The following is a 20,074-nucleotide window of genomic DNA, read 5'->3' as shown; positions in this document are numbered from 1 at the left end:
GGAAATTGTGTCCTGAGCAGGTGCGGCAAAAAAGCGCCTCGATCCAAATGGGAAAGAAGGTGAAGACATGAAAGAAAAAATTCACCCAAAATACGAACAAACCACAGTGACATGTGCTTGTGGAGAAATCATTCCCACTGCTAGCACAAGAAAAGACATCAAAGTGGAAATTTGTTCGAAATGCCATCCCTTCTACACCGGGGTACAGCGTTTTGTCGATGCCGGCGGACGGGTTGATCGGTTTAAGAAGAAATACGGGATGTAAACAACGGCCTGCGGTCGTTGCTGGTGGAAAAGCAGAGCGCAAGCTCTGCTTTTTGCGTAAAAGATAGTGTAGACAAAGTAATAGATATCTACGAAAACGAAGTTGCACGAATATCCAGCAAATGTCATAGGCTATTATGGCGCATCAGAAAATTTATTGGCATGGAGCATTAAAATGTTATTTATAGACTTAATCTGATCTAGAATATCGTTAAAAATTAGAAGTTCAATCACGGACTTCGCTAAAAGGAAATGAGGAGGACTTTGGATGGGTAGACCAGTCCAATATGGCGGGCAAGCGGTCATAGAAGGGGTCATGATGAGGGGACCTCGTGAGAGCGCTATAGCGGTCAGGCTACCGGATGGCGAGATCGAGGTTACGCGCGTAGAGCTTAATACATGGGCAAGAAGTCCTGTCTTAAAACTACCACTGATTCGTGGGTTTGTTGCGCTCGTAGATTCTCTGATTGTGGGAACAAAAGCATTAACTTTTTCGGCTAACCGTTCGATGGGGGAAGAAGAAGGCGGAGAAGAACTAGGTTTTTGGGAATTAGCCTTAACCCTTGGGTTTGCTTTTGGTTTGGGTCTCCTGCTGTTTGTCGGATTGCCAACGGGAATGGCTCACTTGCTACAGGGAAGGATTACGGGGGTCGTGTGGCAGAATCTATTGGAGGGAGCAATACGCCTTATCATATTTTTCCTCTATATTTTGTTAATTTCTCGACTCAAAGACATTCAAAGGGTTTTCCAATATCATGGGGCTGAACACAAAGCTATTTTTACCTACGAGTCTGGGGCGGAGCTCACGGTAGAGAATGCGCGTCCATTCTCGAGGTTGCATCCGCGTTGCGGAACAAGTTTCCTCCTGATTGTGGTTATTGTCAGCATCTTTGTTTTCGCCTTTGTGGGCTTACATCCCTTATGGTGGCGTATTATTTCCCGAATGCTGCTCATGCCTTTGGTGGCAGGGATTGCATATGAAATCCTAAAATTCTCGTCGCGGCATTTGGAATCGTCGTGGTTGCGTTGGCTCATTGTTCCTGGCTTATTATTGCAGAAATTGACCACTCGGGAACCAGATGATGCTCAGCTTGAGGTCGCTTTAGCAGCCTTAAAAGGCGTTTTGGATTCAGGTCAAGAACTTACGTAAATTTTGAGGTGTGAAAGATGTTAGAGAAATTATACGAGATTGAACGAAAATATGACGAATTTACGGAGCTTCTTAGCGACCCAGAGATAATCGCTAATCAGAGTGAGTGGCAAAAATATGCCAAAGCTCAGGCTGGTATGACAAACCTTGTTACAACATTTAGGGAATATCAGGAAGTACTCCATGAACTTGAGGCGACAGAGAGCTTACTCTCGGAAAAGCTCGACCCGGATATGCAGGAGATGGCAGAGCAAGAGCGAGATGAGTTGCGAAGCCAATCACAGGATCTAGAAGAAAAGATCCGTATTTTGCTTTTGCCTAAAGATCCATTGGATGAGAAGAACGTTATTATGGAAATTCGGGCAGGGGCAGGCGGAGACGAGGCGGCCTTGTTTGCAGGGGATCTTTATAGGATGTATACTCGCTATGCTGAAGGGCAAGGGTGGAAAACAGAAGTTCTTAGTGCCAGCTATTCAGACATTGGTGGCTACAAGGAAATTATTACACTCATAGAAGGAAACGGGGCCTATAGCAAGCTAAAATTTGAAAGTGGCGTGCACAGGGTTCAGCGCATTCCGACTACAGAATCTGGGGGAAGAATTCATACATCTACGGCAACGGTTGCCGTTCTTCCAGAGGCGGAGGAAGTGGAAGTCTCTATTAATCCTAATGACTTGCGAATTGATGTTTATTGTTCTAGCGGACCAGGCGGGCAGTGCGTAAATACCACACAATCGGCAGTACGCGTGACCCATCTACCCACAGGAATCATTGCATCGTGTCAGGATGAAAAATCTCAGCTTAAGAACAAAGAAAAGGCCTTGCGTGTCCTGCGCGCCCGCATATTGGAAAAGGCTCAAGAAGAAGCAAGTGGAGAACAGGCATCTGAGCGCCGTAGCCAAGTGGGTACGGGGGATAGGAGCGAGCGAATTAGAACGTTTAACTTCCCTCAAGGAAGGGTTACTGACCATCGCATCAACTTAACGTTGCATCGCTTAGAGACGATTCTCACGGGAGATTTAGAAGAGATCATTCAAGCCCTGATTACCTCTGACCAAGCAGAACGATTAAAGGCTGAAATCAAATAGTAGGTCTACCGACCGAGCCTCGAATTGCAGGTTATGTACTACTGAACGTTCGCACATGCAGTCGGATTTGCTACACGCTTTGTCGATAAAGCTACACGCATAAATAACATCGAGTGGAGTTGCTCCACCTAAGCGATTTTCGGGCTTCGAATATCGCGTATCGAACTTCAAGTAGGGGGCTTAGCGATTTGAAGGGAATTGACGGAATGCTTTGGGGTGAGGCGCAGCTCTTGGATAAAGGGATTGAAAACGCCCGTTTCGACGCAGATTTATTATTAGCCGGAGTTCTGAATGTGTCGCGAGATCGGCTCTACCTTGATAGGGACCAAGTCTTGTCCGAAGAAGAAGAAGAAGACTATCGAAGGGTCATTACTCGTCGCGGTGAGCACGAACCTCTCCAATACATCTTAAAAAGGCAGGAGTTTATGGGCCTATCTTTCTACGTTGATGAGAGGGTGCTCATCCCGCGTGCGGATAGCGAGACTCTGGTCGAGACCTGGCTGGATATTGTCAAGCAGGAAGAAAGACAAGGGCAGGACAACTTAATCAAGGTTGCGGATCTTTGTACAGGAAGTGGCGCTCTTGCAATATCAATGCGGTATTATTATCCCAAGGCAGAGATGGTAGGAATCGACCTTTCACAAGACGCTCTTGATGTAGCTCGACAGAATGCGCAACGTTTGGGTGTTTCAGTGGAGTGGCGTCAGGGAAACTTTGTGGGTCCTATTCGGGGTGAACTTTGGGACTTTATTGTCACCAATCCGCCTTATGTTTCCGCGGAGGACTATAGTCAGTGTGCTCCTGAGATCTTTCGTGAGCCCTCTATGGCATTTTTAGGGGGACAAGATGGTTTGGATTTCTATCACCTTTTAGGGGAAGAAATTAGATCGTTATTAAATCCTCAGGGGAAACTACTAATGGAAATCGGTTGGAATCAGGCTGAGGCGGTGTGTGAAATTTTCCGGAAGAAGGGTTACAAGACTCAAGTTTTTCCGGACTTAGCAGGGCGTGACCGAGTGATCTTAGCGAGGTGAACACAATGGAGACAAAACGAAGTTTTATTGATGGAGTTAACCCAGAAGAGGAACTAATTAATGAGGGAGCAAAGTGGTTGCAAGCAGGGGAACTGGTTGCTTTTCCAACGGAGACGGTCTATGGCTTAGGAGGTAATGCACTTGATGCTTCGGCATGTGCCAAAATCTTTGAGGCAAAGGGTCGGCCCCAAGATAATCCCTTAATTGTGCATGTTTGCGACCGTGCTATGGCAAACAATTTGGTGGAGGTCTGGACGCCGGTGGCAGAGCTTTGTGTTCAACATTTTTGGCCGGGTCCGTTAACATTGGTCTTGCCAAAAACAGTTAATGTTCCTGATATTGTAACTGCGGGGCTTGATAACGTGGCGATCCGTATGCCCAGTCATCTGGTTGCCCTTCGCCTTATCGAAAAAGCTGGGCTTCCGATTGCTGCACCAAGCGCGAACCTATCAGGGAAACCCAGTCCGACAATTGGAAGCCATGTTTGGCGTGATATGAGAGGTAAAATTCCACTGATTCTTGACGCGGGAGCATGTTTGGTTGGGGTGGAATCAACCGTGCTCGATGTGAGTGGGGAAGTTCCTACCATCCTTCGTCCTGGCGGAATTTCTAAGGAACAGTTGGAAGCAGTATTGGGCGAAGTTCAGGTGGATGCTCCAACGGATAATCAAGCTCCCAGAGCACCAGGCATGAAATACAGGCACTATGCTCCTCGGGGAGAAATGATTCTGCTGAGCGGTCCCCATGAGCGCGTCGTACAACGATTGGGACACGAAATTCGGAGAGGGCATGCAAGGTTAAAGAAGGTCGGAGTTCTTTGCTCACTAGAGAGCGCGCCGTTGTTGCACAATTGGTTTCCTGATCTTTTGTTTGTTTTAGGTTCAAAGGATCGACCAGAAGAAGTCGCCAGTAACTTGTTTGAGGGGTTACGACTATGTGATGAAAGAGGAATGGACTTGATTTTAGCAGAAGGAATCGCAGAACGGGGCTTGGGGACGGCAATCATGAATCGTTTGCAAAAAGCCGCCGGCCATCGAATTCTGCACATCTAGTCACTGATCCGTCTAATCAACCCTTCCCTATGCATATACATATGTGAATGGAGGGAAGGATATTGAATTTAGCATGGGTGGTGGCTGTGGCAATTGCCTTAGGAGCAGATGCCTTTTCCTTGTCCTTAGCGATCGGTTTGTCAGGAATTAAGAAACGCATGATGTTGCGTTTGTCGTTAGTCGTGGCTGCTTTCCATGTGGTCATGCCGCTTGGTGGGATGATGCTAGGACAGACACTAGGCTCCTTCCTTGGTCGTTACGCAAGTGGGCTAGGGGCCCTGGTGCTTATTGGGTTAGGAGGGCGGATGCTTTATAAGGTTTATAGACCAACCGTTGAACAGTTTTCTTTCGGGGAAGCTAGGGAAATGCTTTTTCATAAAAACTTTTCCGCGTCGCTCTCTTTGAATGGATTTGGAATCTTTGTGTTAGCAGCCAGTGTAAGTTTGGATGCGCTAAGTGTAGGATTTTCATTAGGAACGATTAGAGCAGATATCTTTCTAACCGTCATAATCATAGGCATGATTGCAGGGCTTATGACTGGGCTAGGCTTGATTTTGGGTCGTATCATGGGAACGCGCTTAGGAGATAAAGCTGAAATACTCGGTGGACTAGCATTGTTTCTAATAGGAGTCAAATTGCTCTTTTAACGATTGAGGTGAGGTTTTTAATGGGTTTGAAACTTTTATTCATTTGCACCGGAAACACATGCCGAAGCCCAATGGCAGAGGGACTAGCTCGGGCAATGTTTGGAAATACGATTCAGGTGAGTTCGGCAGGGATGGAAGCGTGGGAAGGGAAAAATGCCAGTCCCCATGCACTTGATATTCTAAAAGAACAAAATGTCGATATATCCAATCACCGTGCTCGAAGGATTAATGATGAACTAATGGCCGACGCAGATTGGATTATCCCAATGACCCAAGCACAAGAAGAAGCCTTGAAGCGTTTCTTTCCCCGACATGTACATAAAATCCGGTGTTTAGGGGATTGGGGAAATCAAAAACAAGATGTTCGCGATCCGTGGGGAGGTTCTATTGAGATTTACCGTCAGACAGCACAGGAAATTAATGAGTTGATCAAAGTTTTAAAAAGTCAGTTTCCTAATGTTTGAGCACAATGATTGTGGTTTGAGGTTAGTGGTTTGAAATTGTATATTGTCCATAAGGGGTAGGCGTCCAAGAACTAGATGTATAGGGTTAAGAATAAGATTGGCGAAAGATGTCTACACTAGCGGCGTAAAACGTCGCTTAATTTTGTGTTTTTGCAGGGATTTGTAACTTTAATGTAGAACTGAAACTAAGAAAAGGTGGAGAAATTAACGTGAGAATTGTTCTTGGAGCTGATCATGGCGGGTACGAACTAAAGGAAGCCATTCGTAAGCATTTGGAAGCACAGGGATTCGAAGTTAAGGATATGGGAACTTATTCGACGGACTCTGTGGATTATCCAAAGTATGGTTTTGCAGTGGGTGATGCGATCCTCAAGGGTGAGGCAGATTTAGGAATTGCAATCTGTGGAACGGGGCAAGGGATCTCTATGGCTGCAAATAAAATGCCAGGGATCCGTGCAGCGCTCTGTACCGAAACCTTTTCCGCACGGATGGCCAGAGAACATAATAATGCCAATGTTTTAACACTGGGCGGTCGTGTGACCGGCACCGGGCTTGCGCTTGACATTGTGGATATCTTTTTGAAAACGGAATTTTCAGGGGGCAGGCATGCTCTTCGAGTGAACCTGATTTCCAACATCGAACGTGGCGAGGAAATCTAGCCGACGAAAGAGAGGAGGAAACCCCAACTCGTGGAAAAAGTTATCGCAGACACTTTACAGGAAATGGCCAACATTTGGGATAGCGTACTAGATGCCTTCTTCCCTAAAGTAAATTTGAAACAAGGACAAATCCTCGTCTTAGGGTGTAGCACTAGTGAAGTTATCGGCAAACGAATTGGACAAGGAAGTAGCTTGGAAATTGCCGAGATGTTGCTCCCCCCTTTGCTAGAAAGGGTACACCAGCAGGGAATTTACTTGGCAGTTCAGGGATGCGAACATATCAACCGGGCCCTAGTCGTGGAAGAAGCCTGTGTAGAACGCTATAATTTAGAGGTAGTTACAGTGTTGCCGGCATTACATGCCGGAGGTGCTATGACAGTGAAAGCGTGGGAGAATTTCTCTTCCCCAATCATGGTTGAAAAAATTCAAGGGCATGCTGGCATAGACATCGGAGATACCTTTATTGGCATGCACCTCCAACCGGTAGCCATTCCCATCCGCATCCATGTTAAAGAACTAGGGGAAGCGCATCTTACCCTAGCCTACACCCGTCCCCGCCTCATCGGCGGACCTCGGGCCATATACAATTGATAGGAGTGAATTAGAGATGGATTATATTCGTCAGTGGGTAGAATCTCAAGATCCTGAGGTCGCAAAAGCTATAGAACTAGAAGAGAACCGACAAAGCAACAAAATTGAGTTGATTGCTTCGGAGAACTTTGTCAGTCGGGCAGTTATGGCAGCTCAAGGGTCTGTATTGACCAATAAGTATGCTGAAGGGTATCCTGGTAAACGTTACTATGGCGGCTGCGAGTATGTCGATGTGGTAGAAAACTTGGCTCGTGAACGAGTTAAGCAAATCTTTGGGGCAGAACATGCTAATGTCCAGCCACATTCTGGCTCGCAGGCTAATATGGCAGTCTATTTTGCAATGCTTAAACCTGGAGATACGGTACTTGGGATGAATTTATCCCACGGCGGACACCTGACCCATGGGAGCCCGGTCAATATTTCAGGGGTGTATTTTAAGTTCGTTCCTTACGGGGTTGATCAGAAAACTGAGTGTATTGATTATGATGAAGTTCGAAGATTGGCTCACGAGCATCATCCTAAGATGTTGGTTGCTGGGGCAAGTGCCTATCCACGGGTTATCGACTTTATTAAAATGCGTGAGATTGCGGATGAAGTAGGTGCCTTATTAATGGTAGATATGGCGCACTTTGCTGGCCTGGTAGCTGCGGGATTGCATCCATCACCAGTCCCATATGCACACTTCGTAACTTCAACCACTCATAAGACACTTAGAGGCCCGCGCGGTGGGTTGATTCTCTGTAAAGCCGAGTATGCGCAAGCGATTGATAAGGCCATTTTCCCTGGAATCCAGGGAGGACCTCTGATGCATGTTATTGCAGCCAAAGCAGTTGCTTTTGGTGAAGCCCTACAACCAAACTTTAAAGCATATCAAACTCGTATTGTAGAGAATGCACAAGCCCTCGCTCAAGCACTTCTGGATCGAGGATTTCGCATAGTTTCCGGCGGAACGGACAACCACCTTATCCTTGTGGATGTTCGAACCAAAGGGGTTACAGGGAAGGCTGCGGAGACAATTCTGGATGAAGTGGGTATTACGGTAAACAAGAATACGATACCTTTTGAAACTGAGAGTCCTTTCGTAACAAGCGGTATTCGTCTTGGAACCCCTGCAGTCACGACACGTGGCATGGATGTAAAAGCAATGAAGCAAATAGCGGAGGCAATAGACCTCGCCTTGACCGCACAGCATGAAACTGATAAACTGTCGAAAGCGCGGGAGATTGTCAATACGTTATGTGCTGAGTATCCCTTATACGCAAATTTAGATTAGGAGTTGAAACCCAAAAAATGGCAAAACTTCAAGTTCTTGATCATCCTCTAATTCAACATAAGTTGTCCTTAATTCGTGATGAGGAGACAGGCTCAAAGGAATTCAGAGAACTAGTAGAGGAAGTCGCGATGTTAATGGCCTATGAGGTAACCCGTGATTTCCCCCTTCAAGAAATAGAAGTAAAAACACCCGTTGCATTAGCAAAATCAAAAGTACTTTCTGGTCGTAAAGTCGGCTTAGTACCGATCTTGCGCGCAGGATTAGGTATGGTCGATGGAATGTTGCGCTTAATTCCTGCGGCAAAAGTTGGACATGTCGGCCTATATAGGGATCCAGAGACCCTTATGCCAGTGGAATACTATTGTAAGCTACCTTCAGACATTGTGGAGCGGGATCTTATAGTGATCGATCCCATGTTGGCAACTGGTGGGTCAGCGTCGGCGGCAATTACGTTTCTAAAAGAGCGTGGCGCTAAAAACATAAAATTAATGTGCCTAATCGCCGCACCAGAGGGAATTAAAGCTGTACAAAATGCACATACTGATGTGGATATTTTTGTTGCGGCAGTTGATGAGCGTTTAAACGAACATGGATATATTGTACCGGGACTCGGAGATGCAGGGGACCGGTTGTTTGGGACAAAATGATGACAACGGGGAAACGACCAAGTTGGGATAGTTACTTTATGCAGATGGCACAAGTGGTGGCCGGGCGCTCAACGTGCCTGCGCCGCCAAGTTGGAGCTGTAATGGTTAAGGACAGACAAATTTTGAGTACAGGGTATAACGGGAGTCCGTCAGGACTCCTACATTGTGAAGAAATCGGTTGCTTACGGCAGAACTTAAATGTTCCTTCTGGGGAACGTCATGAGATCTGCCGTGCTGTACATGCGGAACAAAATGCGTTGGTACAGGCGGCGAAGCACGGAGTTTCCATTATAGGTGCGGATATCTACACGACACACCAACCTTGTGTACTGTGCACAAAATTGCTGATTAATGTAGGAATTAAACGTGTGATTTATACACATTCTTATCCGGATCAGTTCGCGTTAGCAATGGCACAAGAAGCGGGATTAGTGCTTGTGCAACTTGCGGAGGAGCAGCCATAAAATGTGACATGTCCTTGGCCCTTCCTATCAAGCGATTGACATTCAATTGAAGGGAGTCAAAGCGGATGAATCAAAAAAAGGTGATGGTGGTGTTTGGTACACGCCCGGAAGCAATAAAAATGGCTCCGGTAATCCAAGCACTGCGACAGCAGGACTCAATTCTCTGTCAGGTTACTGTGACAGCTCAGCACCGTGAGATGTTAGATCAGGTTTTGAAGTTGTTCAAAGTGGTCCCCGATTTTGATCTTAACCTAATGAGGCAGGGGCAAACGTTAACGGAAATCACAACTCGGGCACTTAGCGGGCTCCGGGAGGTTATCCAACGTGCACTTCCCGACCTTGTTTTGGTACATGGTGACACGACGACCACATTTGTTGCTGCACTTGCAGCCTTTTATGCGCAAATCCCGGTTGGACATGTTGAAGCTGGACTGCGTACCGGAAATAAATATTCCCCCTTTCCAGAAGAAATGAATCGAAAGTTAGCAAGTGTTTTGACGGATTTCCACTTCGCCCCAACTGAAACGGCAAAAAATAATCTCTTACTCGAAGGTGTACCCTTAGATAAGATCTTTGTGACAGGAAACACAGTCATTGATGCTCTGTTAGCCACCGTGAAATCTGAATACAGTTTTGAAAATGACATTCAAACGATCATTAGAGATAGGAAAAATTCCAGGATGATTCTAGTTACGACTCATCGAAGAGAGAATCTTGGCGAACCGATGCGCCAGATATATCAAGCTTTGCAGAGCACACTGGAAATGTTTCCAGACACCTATGTTATTTTCCCTGTCCATAAAAATCCTAAGGTACGGAAAGTTGTCACTGAGATATTGGGATCGCATCCTAGAGTTAATTTAGTGGAACCGATGGACTATGAACCATTTGTAAATCTGATGGCACGTTCGCATTTGATCTTAACCGACTCGGGAGGAATCCAAGAAGAAGCCCCGTCCCTTGGCAAACCAGTTCTAGTCGTCCGGGACACTACCGAACGCCCCGAAGCAGTAGCAGCAGGGACAGTCTCACTCGTGGGGACAGAATTTCAAGGTGTCTTTTCGGAACTTAAGCGTCTTCTAGGCGACGAGGAGGCCTATAACACAATGGCTACGACCAGTAATCCTTATGGAGACGGCCAAGCGGCTAATCAGATTGCGCAAATTATTGCAGGAAAAAAAGTGTGGAGATAAAAATCATCAATGCTGTATAATTAATCACAAAGTATTGCTAAAGTGTGTTAATATATTTATATTATGGTAATTGAAATTCGCTCAAGAAAATGTTATGACGAATTTGTTAAATTAGGTACAAACGAAGCAGGAGTTTTAGATTTGCCTCGCGAATATACTCATAAGAAATTCAAGAAGGGCGAAAAATATGGCGAGTAACCAAAAATCGTGGCAGAAAGCAGTCGCGACTGGGTCGACTATTGCAACAATGCTTGCGGGGTTAGTCGGAGGGGGATTCTTCTCGGGACGTTATTTGGATGCCCACTGGGGAACTCATCCATGGTTAACGATTAGTATGATGTTACTTGGTCTGGCGCTGGGGGCTAGTTATCTTGTAGTTACTTTAAAGGAATTTGGAGCGTCCGATGATTAGAAGTAGCTTTATATCCTTATGGATTGGGACCGCTTTCATTTTACTGGCCATTGCCGTAACGGGTAATCTAACGTTTCTTGGCGGACTGATTGGGTACTGGGTGGGTTTCACTTACACCTTGTGGTTTCATCGTGAAGCACTGCGAAGTTCTGAACTCGAAATTCGATTGGCGCTTAACCGTATGCGCAGAAACTTTTTGGCCCGACTAGGCATGGTTACTCTCGTTGTTGTTGCTGTTGCTCGCTTTCGAGGAAGCTGGCTTTTCAGTTTGGCAATAGGGATTGTTACAGGGGTGATTATATCCTTTATCATTGTGGCAATACTAAAAACTCAAGGAGAAAGGGGGGAAAAATGAAGTGGAAAAAGAAGAATTGGTCTTATGGCATTTAGGAAACATGACCTTTCACGGTAAAACATTGATCATGACCTGGATTGTGATGGCCGCTATTTTAGTATTCTGTCTTATGGGTGTCAGGCATTTAACCAGTGGTAAACCTGGCAAAATGCAAAACGTCTTAGAATGGATCGTTGATTTTGTTAAGAATCTCGTATCTGATAATATGAACTATGAACAGGGGCGTCCGCTGCTAGGTTACTTAGTAACGTTGATCTTGTTTGTTTTCTTTTCCAATATGCTTGGACTCATCCCGAATTTCACGTTCAATTTATTAGAACATTCCCACATCGAGTTCGCCCATTTGAACAGGATTTTTGAGGGACCATCTCTGATGTCGCCTACATCAGATGTTAACACAACGATGTCTTTAGCCTTGTTAACTATCTTCATGGTTGTTTTCTTGGGTATTAAGACTAAAGGGCTCCATTATTTTCATCACTTTATAGAACCATACCCGGTGTTCGCGATCATTCACATTGTCGACCTGCTCGCGAAGCCATTGACACTCGCCTTCCGTCTTTTCGGAAATATCTTTGCTGGTGAAATTCTACTTAAAGTAATACTTATGCTTCCGGGAATATGGGTCTTGCCAGGTATTCTTCCGATGACAATTTGGCTAGCCTTTAGTATTTTTGTGGGAGCCATTCAATCTTATGTGTTCACAGTATTGACAACAGCTTACGTATCTCAGGCAGTTACGCCTTCAGATCATTAAGTATCTTCGTTCTCAGGTTAGTTTTCAGTGATGCTGACGCTCACTGAGGGAATAATACTTAATAATTATTGCAAACAAGAAAGGAGGAAATCCTATGGACGTATCTGCTGCTGCTGCACTTGGTGCAGGGATTGCTGCTGGATTAGCAGCTCTTGGAGCATCAATTGGTAATGGTAATGTTATTAGTAAAACGGTGGAGGGCATTGCTCGCCAACCAGAGGCTAAAGCAACTTTACAAGCTACCATGTTTATTGGTGTTGGTTTGATCGAGGCTTTGCCACTCCTTAGCTGGGTTGTTGCCCTGCTGCTCATGTTTACAAAGTAAGTTCGCGTATTGGGCTAAGGAATACGGCCCATCTTAATTCAAGGGGGAACGTGAGTTCCCCCTTGAAAAAAATCATCCCGACGTCAATTAGACTCGAGAGGGGGGTAGACCATTGGGTGGGAATCCTATTCAATTTGACTATACGGTAGTGGCTACGGTCTTATCTTTCCTGTTGCTCGTTTGGTTGCTTAGTAAAAAGGCATGGGGTCCGTTAATGAAAATGATGGAAGAACGTCGGACTCACATTGAATCCATGCTTTCTCAGGCAGAAAATGAACGACAACAGGCTGAGCAAATAAAACATGAATATCAAGAAGAAATGCGCAAAGCTCGTCAGGAAGCCCAAGAAGTAATTGCTAAGGCGACCAAAGTTAGTGAAGCGCGTGCGGCTGAAATTTTAGCTGAATCCCATGTCGAAGCTGAAAAAATCAAGAAATCTGCCCTTGTGGATATTGAACGCGAACGCGATCGGGCAATTTCTGAGGTTAAAGCTCAAGTGGCTGATTTGTCAGTCTTAGTTGCTGAAAAGATTATTCGACAAAAGCTTGACATGAAGAGCCAAGGACAGCTCATTGAGCAATTCATTCAAGAAGTAGGGGATATGCAATGATTAATGGATCACTTGCTCGTAGGTATTCTCAGGCTTTGTTTGAAATTGCCGCCGAGTCGTCCCTTGATTCCATTGACTCCGATTTACGTGAACTGACGATGCTTGTGGAGGGAAATGCTGAGGTCAAAAAGGCCTTGCTTCATCCCCATATTTCCTTGAGTGTTAAAAAGTCCATTATGGACAAGTTGATGGGAGAAGAGTTTAGCGCAACAACACGTTCGTTCCTCCATCTTTTGATTGACAGGAAAAGGGAATCCCTCTTGCCGTCCATTCAACACGAATTTACACGTTTGGCAGATGAGGCGCGTCAAGTTGTGGAAGCCAAAGTGGCTAGTGCCGTTGCTTTGAGTGAATCTCAACTTGCAGATCTCAAGAAGGCTATAGGTCATATGACAGGGAAAGATGTCCGCATTATCAGCGAAGTGCGAGCTGAACTCATTGGTGGGGTTCTAATACAGGTCGGAGATCGAGTGATGGATGGTACCATCGCCCATGCTTTGAATCGTATGCGTGAGAATTTACGTAGAACCTCAGATAAACCTCAGGAAGTAGGGGTGAAATAACAGGATGAACTTGCGTCCAGAAGAAATTAGTTCCATTATCAAACAGCAAATTGAGGGCTATGAATCAGCTGTCGATATCGTAGATGTCGGGACAGTTATCCAGGTTGGAGACGGTATTGCCCGTGTTTATGGTTTAGAAAAGGCTATGGCTGGTGAACTTTTAGAGTTTCCAGGACAAGTTTACGGCATGGCTATGAACCTTGAAGAAGACAATATTGGTTGCGTTGTTCTTGGACCCTTTACTGGTATTAAAGAAGGCGACCAAGTTAAGAGAACAGGACGGATCGTGGAAGTTCCTGTCGGCGAGGCTTTGATTGGCCGCGTTGTTAATGCTCTTGGTCAACCCATTGATGGAAAAGGGGAGATCGTGACCGATAAGTTCCGTCCGATTGAATCCCCAGCATCAGGTGTTATTGCGCGTAAATCCGTAAATGAACCTATGTTAACTGGTCTTAAATCTATTGATGCTATGGTTCCTATTGGTCGTGGTCAGCGGGAATTAATTATTGGTGACCGCCAAACTGGTAAAACTGCCGTTGCTATCGATACGATTATTAACCAAAAAGGTCAAGACATGATTTGTATTTACGTAGCTGTTGGGCAAAAAGCATCTACAGTCGCCAGCGTGGTTCAGAAATTAGAAGAAAACGATGCAATGAAATACACAATTATCGTATGCGCTACTGCTTCTGAGCCTTCACCAATGGTCTTTATCGCTCCTTATGCTGGTGCTGCTATGGGTGAAGAGTTCATGTATAACGGCAAGCATGTCCTGATCATTTACGATGACCTTTCCAAACAAGCGGTAGCTTACCGTGAACTTTCCCTGCTCCTTAAACGCCCACCGGGACGTGAAGCATACCCTGGAGACGTTTTTTATCTCCACTCTCGTTTGTTGGAGCGTGCAGCAAAGTTGTCTGATGCACTTGGTGGAGGTTCGATGACAGCACTTCCGATTATTGAGACTCAAGCGGGTGACGTGTCGGCCTATATTCCTACAAACGTTATTTCCATTACTGATGGTCAGATCTTTTTGGAAGCAGACCTCTTTAACGCCGGCTTCCGGCCAGCAATTAACGTTGGTCTTTCAGTTTCCCGAGTAGGTGGTAGCGCGCAAATCAAAGCTATGAAACAGGTTGCAGGACAGCTTCGTTTGGACCTCGCCAGCTATCGTGAATTAGCAGCATTTGCTCAATTTGGATCTGACTTGGATAAAGTTACCCAATTACGTCTGGCCCGTGGAAAACGGACGATGGAAATTCTCAAACAAAATCAGTATGCAACAATGCCTGTTGAGGAAGAAGTTATCGTTATATATGCGGCGGTTAAAGGGTTTACTGATGATATTGATGTTGAGAAAATTGGGAAATTTGAACAAGAATACCTGCGCTTCATGCGCTCCGTGAAGGCCGACCTGTTGGCTAAAATTCGCACCGAGAAGGCGCTCTCCAACGATATGATCGCCGATCTGGAAAAAGCAATTAACGAATTCAAACAGGGGTTTGTGGCCTAGATTAAAAAGGAGTAGGTGAATGAGGTGGCAGGAGTACGCGATATTCGTCGCCGGATCCGCAGCGTCCGCAACATGCAGCAGATCACTAAGGCGATGAAAATGGTTTCCGCGGCCAAACTCAGGAAAGCCCAACAAAAACTTAACGCTGCCCGCCCCTATGCCCACCAATTGCAGGGGGTTCTAGAACGCCTAGCCCAGGCTCCAGTGGATACAGTTCACCCGCTCTTGATCAAGCGGCCTGTGGAAAAGGTGGTTTATGTGGTGATAACGTCAGACCGCGGTCTCTGCGGAGGGTACAATGCGAACCTCATTCGGAAGACCGCTGGCTTGATTGCCGAAACGTCGCAAAACGTTAAGTTGGTAACGGTGGGCCGCAAGGGTCGGGATTTCTTCCGACGCGGTAAAATTGAGTTTTTGGCTGAGTTTGTAGCGCTTGGGGATGAACCAAGTTATAATCAAGCGAAAGAAATAGCCCAGGAAGTGGTACGACTTTATGAGCAGGGCGAAGCGGATGAGGTTTATCTCATGTATACTGAATTCGTAAGCGCAATTAACGCGAGACCCACGCAAATCAAACTACTTCCGATCGAAAAGCCGGAAGGCAAACAAGGTAAACAATATATTTTTGAGCCGTCGCCTGATGAGATCCTTGCAAGTCTGTTACCGAAGTATGTTGAGACACAGATCTTCCGGTCTATTCTTGAAGGAAAAGCAAGCGAGCAAGGGGCTAGGATGACAGCCATGAGTTCCGCAACAGATAACGCCAAGGATATGATTGACCGATTGTCGCTGGTTATGAACAGAGCCCGACAGGCGGCGATTACCAAGGAAATATCTGAAATTGTCGGTGGAGCAGCTGCCTTAAATTAAGCTGTCGGAAAAACCCAATAAGGAGGTTTCGCGCCTGTGAAAAACGGCAAGGTTTTGCAAGTTTTGGGACCGGTAGTTGACGTTGTGTTTGCGCCCGACGAACTGCCGGCTATATATACCGCCCTTCAGGTTAAGGTTCCGGAGCAGAAGCTTAACATAACTTTAGAAGTAGCTCAACATCTCGGAAACGACACCGTACGTACTGTAGCAATGTCTTCAACGGATGGTTTGCAACGAGGAACTGACGTAATTAACACTGGTGCCCCAATTACAGTCCCCGTCGGATCGCCGACCCTAGGGCGGATGGTTAGCGTCTTAGGTGAGCCTATTGATAATGCTGGAGACATTAACTCCGATACCAGTTATCCGATTCACCGTCCGGCTCCGGCCTTTGAAGATCAAGAGCCATCTACCCGTATTTTGGAGACTGGTATCAAAGTTATCGACTTACTGGCTCCGTATTCTAAGGGTGGAAAGATCGGACTCTTCGGCGGTGCAGGTGTTGGTAAGACAGTTTTAATTATGGAACTTATTAACAATATTGCTAAACAACACGGTGGTATTTCTGTATTCGCCGGTGTTGGTGAGCGGACTCGAGAAGGAAATGACCTTTACCACGAAATGAAAGAGTCTGGCGTTATCGATAAGACCGCCATGGTGTTCGGTCAAATGAACGAACCACCCGGAGCTCGTCTTCGTGTGGGCTTGACAGGTCTGACTATGGCGGAATACTTCCGTGATGAACAAGGTCAAGACGTGTTGCTCTTTATCGACAACATTTTCCGATTCACTCAAGCTGGATCTGAGGTTTCGGCTTTGCTCGGTCGGATGCCTTCGGCCGTAGGTTATCAGCCAACGCTGGCAACTGAGATGGGTCAATTGCAAGAGCGGATTACATCCACACGTAAGGGATCTATTACATCTGTGCAAGCTATCTACGTGCCTGCTGATGACTTGACAGACCCCGCTCCGGCAACAGCTTTCGCCCACTTAGATGCTACAACGGTTTTGTCGCGAGCCATTACTGAAATCGGGATCTACCCTGCTGTGGACCCCTTGGACTCAACTTCACGGATTCTTTCACCTTTGGTGCTTGGTGAAGAGCATTATGGTGTTGCGCGTGAAGTTCAGCAAATTCTTCAAAAGTACAAAGAATTGCAGGATATCATTGCTATTCTAGGTATGGATGAGCTTTCTGAAGAAGAAAAAATTGTCGTTGCTCGAGCTCGTAAGATCCAACGTTTCTTGTCCCAGCCATTCTTTGTTGCCGAAGTATTTACGGGTTCACCTGGAAAGTATGTGCCCTTAAAAGATACAATTCGTAGCTTTAAAGAAATTTTGGATGGGAAATACGATCACATTTCTGAAGCTGCCTTCCTAATGGTGGGCTCAATTGAAGAAGTAGTTGAAAAAGCCAAGAAAATGGAGGCGTAAGCCATGGCAGGAACATTCGCACTGCGCATTGTCTCTCCTGTGGGTGACGTACTAAACGAAGATGTTGAGTTTGTTGTACTTCCCGGCGGGTCAGGTGAATTAGGGATATTGCCGAACCACGCACCCTTGATTGCGGCACTTGATGTTGGCGTAGCACGATATACCCTAAACGGCGGCACTATTAAACGAGTGGCGATTGCGGGAGGGTTTGTCGAAGTCGCTGATAACTCTGCGACAGTTCTTGCAGAAAGTGCTGAGTTAGGTGAAGAAGTCGATCTTACTCGTGCAGTAAAGGCTAAAGAACGAGCTACAAATCGTTTGACATCACGTTCTAATGAAATTGACGTGCGACGTGCCGAGTATGCTTTGCGAAAAGCAACGGCCCGTATAAGTGCTGCAGAAAAATAGGCACATTTTAGGCGTATTTTTATACTGAGAAAAAAGGCCCTTTTGTCAAGGCCTTTTTTCTTTTTATACGAGAAGACTTATAATAGTCTGGTAACAATTGTTGTATAGCAACTAGTACTTTTCCTTTGAGTATAAATTGCTGTTTCATGGAAATTCCTTAAACTTTCCTGAGGTAAGTATGTTAGCTTTCTCACTATTTGGTAATGCTACAGCTAAGCCCATAGAGATTGAGAAAGAGGTTTTCGACATGCTTACTGGCTTAGTAGTGCCAAAATCCGGTTTCTATAGAATTCTTTGGATAACATTGATTGCTAGTTTACTACTTAGTGGTTTGGGGGCTTGTACACAAGGGGGGTGGATGTCGTCAAAAGACGATGCAAAGCTCTCACTTTCGGCAGTGCCTTTGCTCCTGAATTCGGGGTCCATTCTTGCGAAGGACGCTGAGGTTAGTATTACTTTATGGTTTGAAAATGGAAATGTACCACTTGAAATTTTGACACAACGACCGATGCCAGGTTGGAAATGGGTCTACAAAGAGCTACAGACCACCAGTGGAAATGTAGCAGTGACTCTCTCAGGGCATCATCTTATAGATAAAAAACAAGAACGAAATCTGTATTCGTGGTATACTACTATGGCTCAACAGCTTGATAAACAAGGTGGACGGCTCTATTTAGATGAGCGGGTTTCGCAGGCAATGGATATATCTGCTTATTTCAGCCAGACCAATGCTCTTCCGGTTCAATGGACACTCTCAGATAACATGGTTTCTATAGCTGCCTATCAAAGCAATTTGAAAACGAGTGTCATGGCCGGTCAAGACCGGATTAACATACAACTACTTAGTCGTGGGAAGAGCACTAACGGGCAAACTGTCTTAGCCATTCCTGCATTGTTGGAAGAGTTCTAGCGTACTATTTCAGGAAAAAAGTCGAAATTAAGCAGGAATATTGACTATGCAAAGAGAATAGTAGCTAGTCTGGAACAAATAATTAAGACTAGGACAGGGGGTGTCTTCAGAATTTGAGTAAGCTTTCAATTACAGGTGGAAAAGCACTGGAAGGGACGATCACAGTAAGTGGGGCAAAGAATGCCGTACTTCCCATTATAGCGGCAAGTTTGCTATGTGCCGAACCCGTTCAACTAGATGACGCTCCAGATCTATTGGATGTCAATGTGATGAATCAGGTTATTTCGGCTTTGGGTGCAACGGTTGAGCGTAGCGGTTCAACTCTAAAAATCCATGCCCGTGAGATAGATAGTATTGAGGCTCCGTATGACCTTGTTTCTCAGATGAGAGCGTCGATTGTCACAATGGGACCGTTACTGGCCCGCAAGGGACATGTTCGTATTTGCCATCCAGGGGGATGTGCCATAGGTTCGCGTCCCATTAATTGGCATTTGAAGGGTTTGGAAGCCTTAGGGGCCGAAGTCAAAATGGATCATGGATTTTTAGATGTATCCTCAAAGGGTCTAAAGGGAGCCCGAATATACCTCGATTATCCAAGTGTTGGAGCCACAGAAAATATAATGATGGCTGCTGCAATGGCCCAAGGGACTACGCTCATAGAAAATGCAGCCCAAGAGCCAGAAATTGTCGACCTGGCAACCTTTCTGAACGAGATGGGAGGAAAAGTGCGTGGCGCGGGCACAAGCATTATTCATATTGAAGGAGTTCGAGAGTTTCACGGCACCACTCACACTGTGATCCCAGATCGTATCGAGGCAGGAAGCTATTTACTAATGGTAGCAGCAACGGGCGGCGATGTCTTGGTTCAAAATATTATTGCCGACCATTTGAAACCCTTGATTGCCAAGATGGAAGAGGCTGGAATACACATGGTGGAAGAAGGGGACGGGATCCGCATTAGGAGAGATGGTGCCTATAATGCGGTGGATATCAAAACTCAGGTTCATCCTGGATTTCCTACGGATCTACAGGCACCCTTTATGGCGTTTCTCACACGATCGGGTGGCACCGGTTTAATCACAGAGACGGTCTTTGAAAACCGCTTTATGCACGTAGATGAGCTAAAACGCATGGGAGCGGACATCAAGATTGAAGGACGGAGTGCCATAGTTCATGGGATACAGCAACTTAATGCGGCTCCTGTAACAGCGACAGACTTACGAGCTGGAGCCGCTTTAATACTAGCGGCATTGACAGCTGAGGGGACAACGGATATTCGAGGGATTCATCACATAGATCGTGGTTATGAGAAGGTGGAGGAGAAACTTTCTCGCTTAGGGGCTAATATAGTTCGCGGTGATTAGAGAGAGAGTCAGTGTCTTAGCGCGTTC

General features: G+C 45.8%; 25 protein-coding genes. All 25 read left to right on the top strand.

What is annotated here, in order from left to right; genetic code table 11:
• The first annotated feature begins 67 nt into the window (after positions 1-67).
• Entirely contained in the window at positions 68-265 is a 198-nt protein-coding gene (gene rpmE, locus E4K68_RS03875) for a 50S ribosomal protein L31 (protein WP_135377422.1), read from the top strand.
• A gap of 267 nt (positions 266-532) precedes the next feature.
• Positions 533-1,414 (top strand): DUF1385 domain-containing protein, encoded by an 882-nt coding sequence (locus E4K68_RS03870; RefSeq protein ID WP_135377421.1) that lies wholly within the window; start codon positions 533-535, stop codon positions 1,412-1,414.
• A 17-nt stretch (positions 1,415-1,431) separates the two neighbouring features.
• Positions 1,432-2,502, top strand: coding sequence for a peptide chain release factor 1 (prfA, locus tag E4K68_RS03865; RefSeq protein WP_135377420.1), 1,071 nt, complete (start codon positions 1,432-1,434; stop codon positions 2,500-2,502).
• Between the two features lie 188 nt (positions 2,503-2,690).
• Positions 2,691-3,536, top strand: coding sequence for a peptide chain release factor N(5)-glutamine methyltransferase (prmC, locus tag E4K68_RS03860; protein ID WP_135377419.1), 846 nt, complete (start codon positions 2,691-2,693; stop codon positions 3,534-3,536).
• 5 nt (positions 3,537-3,541) lie between these two features.
• Complete coding sequence (locus E4K68_RS03855) at positions 3,542-4,588, top strand: L-threonylcarbamoyladenylate synthase (protein WP_135377418.1); 1,047 nt, start codon at positions 3,542-3,544, stop codon at positions 4,586-4,588.
• 62 nt (positions 4,589-4,650) lie between these two features.
• A complete protein-coding gene (locus tag E4K68_RS03850; RefSeq protein WP_135377417.1) occupies positions 4,651-5,235 on the top strand; it encodes a manganese efflux pump MntP family protein in 585 nt (194 codons plus the stop codon).
• Positions 5,236-5,255: 20 nt separating this feature from the next.
• Positions 5,256-5,699 carry a low molecular weight protein arginine phosphatase gene (locus E4K68_RS03845; protein WP_199241679.1) on the top strand — a complete coding sequence of 148 codons (444 nt, stop codon included), beginning with the start codon at positions 5,256-5,258 and terminating at the stop codon, positions 5,697-5,699.
• Positions 5,700-5,908: 209 nt separating this feature from the next.
• The gene (rpiB, locus tag E4K68_RS03840) at positions 5,909-6,358 is read left to right on the top strand and encodes a ribose 5-phosphate isomerase B (protein ID WP_135377416.1); all 450 of its coding nucleotides are present in this window, start codon (positions 5,909-5,911) and stop codon (positions 6,356-6,358) included.
• Positions 6,359-6,421: 63 nt separating this feature from the next.
• Entirely contained in the window at positions 6,422-6,949 is a 528-nt protein-coding gene (locus tag E4K68_RS03835) for a TIGR01440 family protein (RefSeq protein ID WP_135377642.1), read from the top strand.
• A gap of 16 nt (positions 6,950-6,965) precedes the next feature.
• Complete coding sequence (gene glyA, locus E4K68_RS03830) at positions 6,966-8,222, top strand: serine hydroxymethyltransferase (RefSeq protein WP_135377415.1); 1,257 nt, start codon at positions 6,966-6,968, stop codon at positions 8,220-8,222.
• A gap of 17 nt (positions 8,223-8,239) precedes the next feature.
• Complete coding sequence (upp, locus tag E4K68_RS03825; RefSeq protein WP_135377414.1) at positions 8,240-8,869, top strand: uracil phosphoribosyltransferase; 630 nt, start codon at positions 8,240-8,242, stop codon at positions 8,867-8,869.
• Positions 8,869-9,333 (top strand): dCMP deaminase family protein, encoded by a 465-nt coding sequence (locus E4K68_RS03820; RefSeq protein ID WP_135377641.1) that lies wholly within the window; start codon positions 8,869-8,871, stop codon positions 9,331-9,333. Before upp ends, E4K68_RS03820 begins: the two co-directional genes overlap by 1 nt.
• Positions 9,334-9,398: 65 nt before the next feature.
• Positions 9,399-10,526: a UDP-N-acetylglucosamine 2-epimerase (non-hydrolyzing) gene (wecB, locus tag E4K68_RS03815; RefSeq protein WP_135377413.1), complete on the top strand. Its 1,128-nt coding sequence runs from the start codon at positions 9,399-9,401 to the stop codon at positions 10,524-10,526.
• 187 nt (positions 10,527-10,713) lie between these two features.
• Entirely contained in the window at positions 10,714-10,938 is a 225-nt protein-coding gene (locus E4K68_RS03810; protein WP_135377412.1) for an AtpZ/AtpI family protein, read from the top strand.
• Positions 10,931-11,293 (top strand): hypothetical protein, encoded by a 363-nt coding sequence (locus E4K68_RS03805; RefSeq protein ID WP_135377411.1) that lies wholly within the window; start codon positions 10,931-10,933, stop codon positions 11,291-11,293. The genes E4K68_RS03810 and E4K68_RS03805 overlap by 8 nt, the downstream gene beginning before the upstream one ends.
• 40 nt (positions 11,294-11,333) lie before the next feature.
• On the top strand, positions 11,334-12,050 hold the full coding sequence (atpB, locus tag E4K68_RS03800) for a F0F1 ATP synthase subunit A (RefSeq protein WP_135377640.1): 717 nt from the start codon (positions 11,334-11,336) through the stop codon (positions 12,048-12,050).
• Positions 12,051-12,144: 94 nt separating this feature from the next.
• Positions 12,145-12,375 (top strand): F0F1 ATP synthase subunit C, encoded by a 231-nt coding sequence (gene atpE / locus E4K68_RS03795; protein ID WP_135377410.1) that lies wholly within the window; start codon positions 12,145-12,147, stop codon positions 12,373-12,375.
• A 112-nt stretch (positions 12,376-12,487) separates the two neighbouring features.
• Positions 12,488-12,985, top strand: a complete 498-nt coding sequence (atpF, locus tag E4K68_RS03790) for a F0F1 ATP synthase subunit B (protein WP_135377409.1) — start codon at positions 12,488-12,490, stop codon at positions 12,983-12,985.
• On the top strand, positions 12,982-13,548 hold the full coding sequence (gene atpH / locus E4K68_RS03785) for an ATP synthase F1 subunit delta (RefSeq protein ID WP_135377408.1): 567 nt from the start codon (positions 12,982-12,984) through the stop codon (positions 13,546-13,548). The genes atpF and atpH overlap by 4 nt, the downstream gene beginning before the upstream one ends.
• A 4-nt stretch (positions 13,549-13,552) precedes the next feature.
• The gene (gene atpA, locus E4K68_RS03780) at positions 13,553-15,061 is read left to right on the top strand and encodes a F0F1 ATP synthase subunit alpha (protein ID WP_135377407.1); all 1,509 of its coding nucleotides are present in this window, start codon (positions 13,553-13,555) and stop codon (positions 15,059-15,061) included.
• Between the two features lie 24 nt (positions 15,062-15,085).
• Positions 15,086-15,931 carry an ATP synthase F1 subunit gamma gene (gene atpG / locus E4K68_RS03775; RefSeq protein WP_135377406.1) on the top strand — a complete coding sequence of 282 codons (846 nt, stop codon included), beginning with the start codon at positions 15,086-15,088 and terminating at the stop codon, positions 15,929-15,931.
• Positions 15,932-15,967: 36 nt separating this feature from the next.
• The gene (gene atpD / locus E4K68_RS03770) at positions 15,968-17,365 is read left to right on the top strand and encodes a F0F1 ATP synthase subunit beta (RefSeq protein ID WP_135377405.1); all 1,398 of its coding nucleotides are present in this window, start codon (positions 15,968-15,970) and stop codon (positions 17,363-17,365) included.
• Between the two features lie 3 nt (positions 17,366-17,368).
• Positions 17,369-17,773: a F0F1 ATP synthase subunit epsilon gene (locus E4K68_RS03765; protein ID WP_135377404.1), complete on the top strand. Its 405-nt coding sequence runs from the start codon at positions 17,369-17,371 to the stop codon at positions 17,771-17,773.
• Between the two features lie 178 nt (positions 17,774-17,951).
• Positions 17,952-18,683, top strand: a complete 732-nt coding sequence (locus E4K68_RS03760; RefSeq protein WP_243450256.1) for a hypothetical protein — start codon at positions 17,952-17,954, stop codon at positions 18,681-18,683.
• Positions 18,684-18,796: 113 nt separating this feature from the next.
• Entirely contained in the window at positions 18,797-20,047 is a 1,251-nt protein-coding gene (gene murA, locus E4K68_RS03755; protein ID WP_135377403.1) for a UDP-N-acetylglucosamine 1-carboxyvinyltransferase, read from the top strand.
• Positions 20,048-20,074: the final 27 nt, after the last annotated feature.

It is taken from the genome of Desulfosporosinus sp. Sb-LF (assembly GCF_004766055.1).
In the GTDB taxonomy this organism is placed as follows: domain Bacteria; phylum Bacillota; class Desulfitobacteriia; order Desulfitobacteriales; family Desulfitobacteriaceae; genus Desulfosporosinus.
This window is presented reverse-complemented; position numbering and strand designations above follow the sequence as displayed.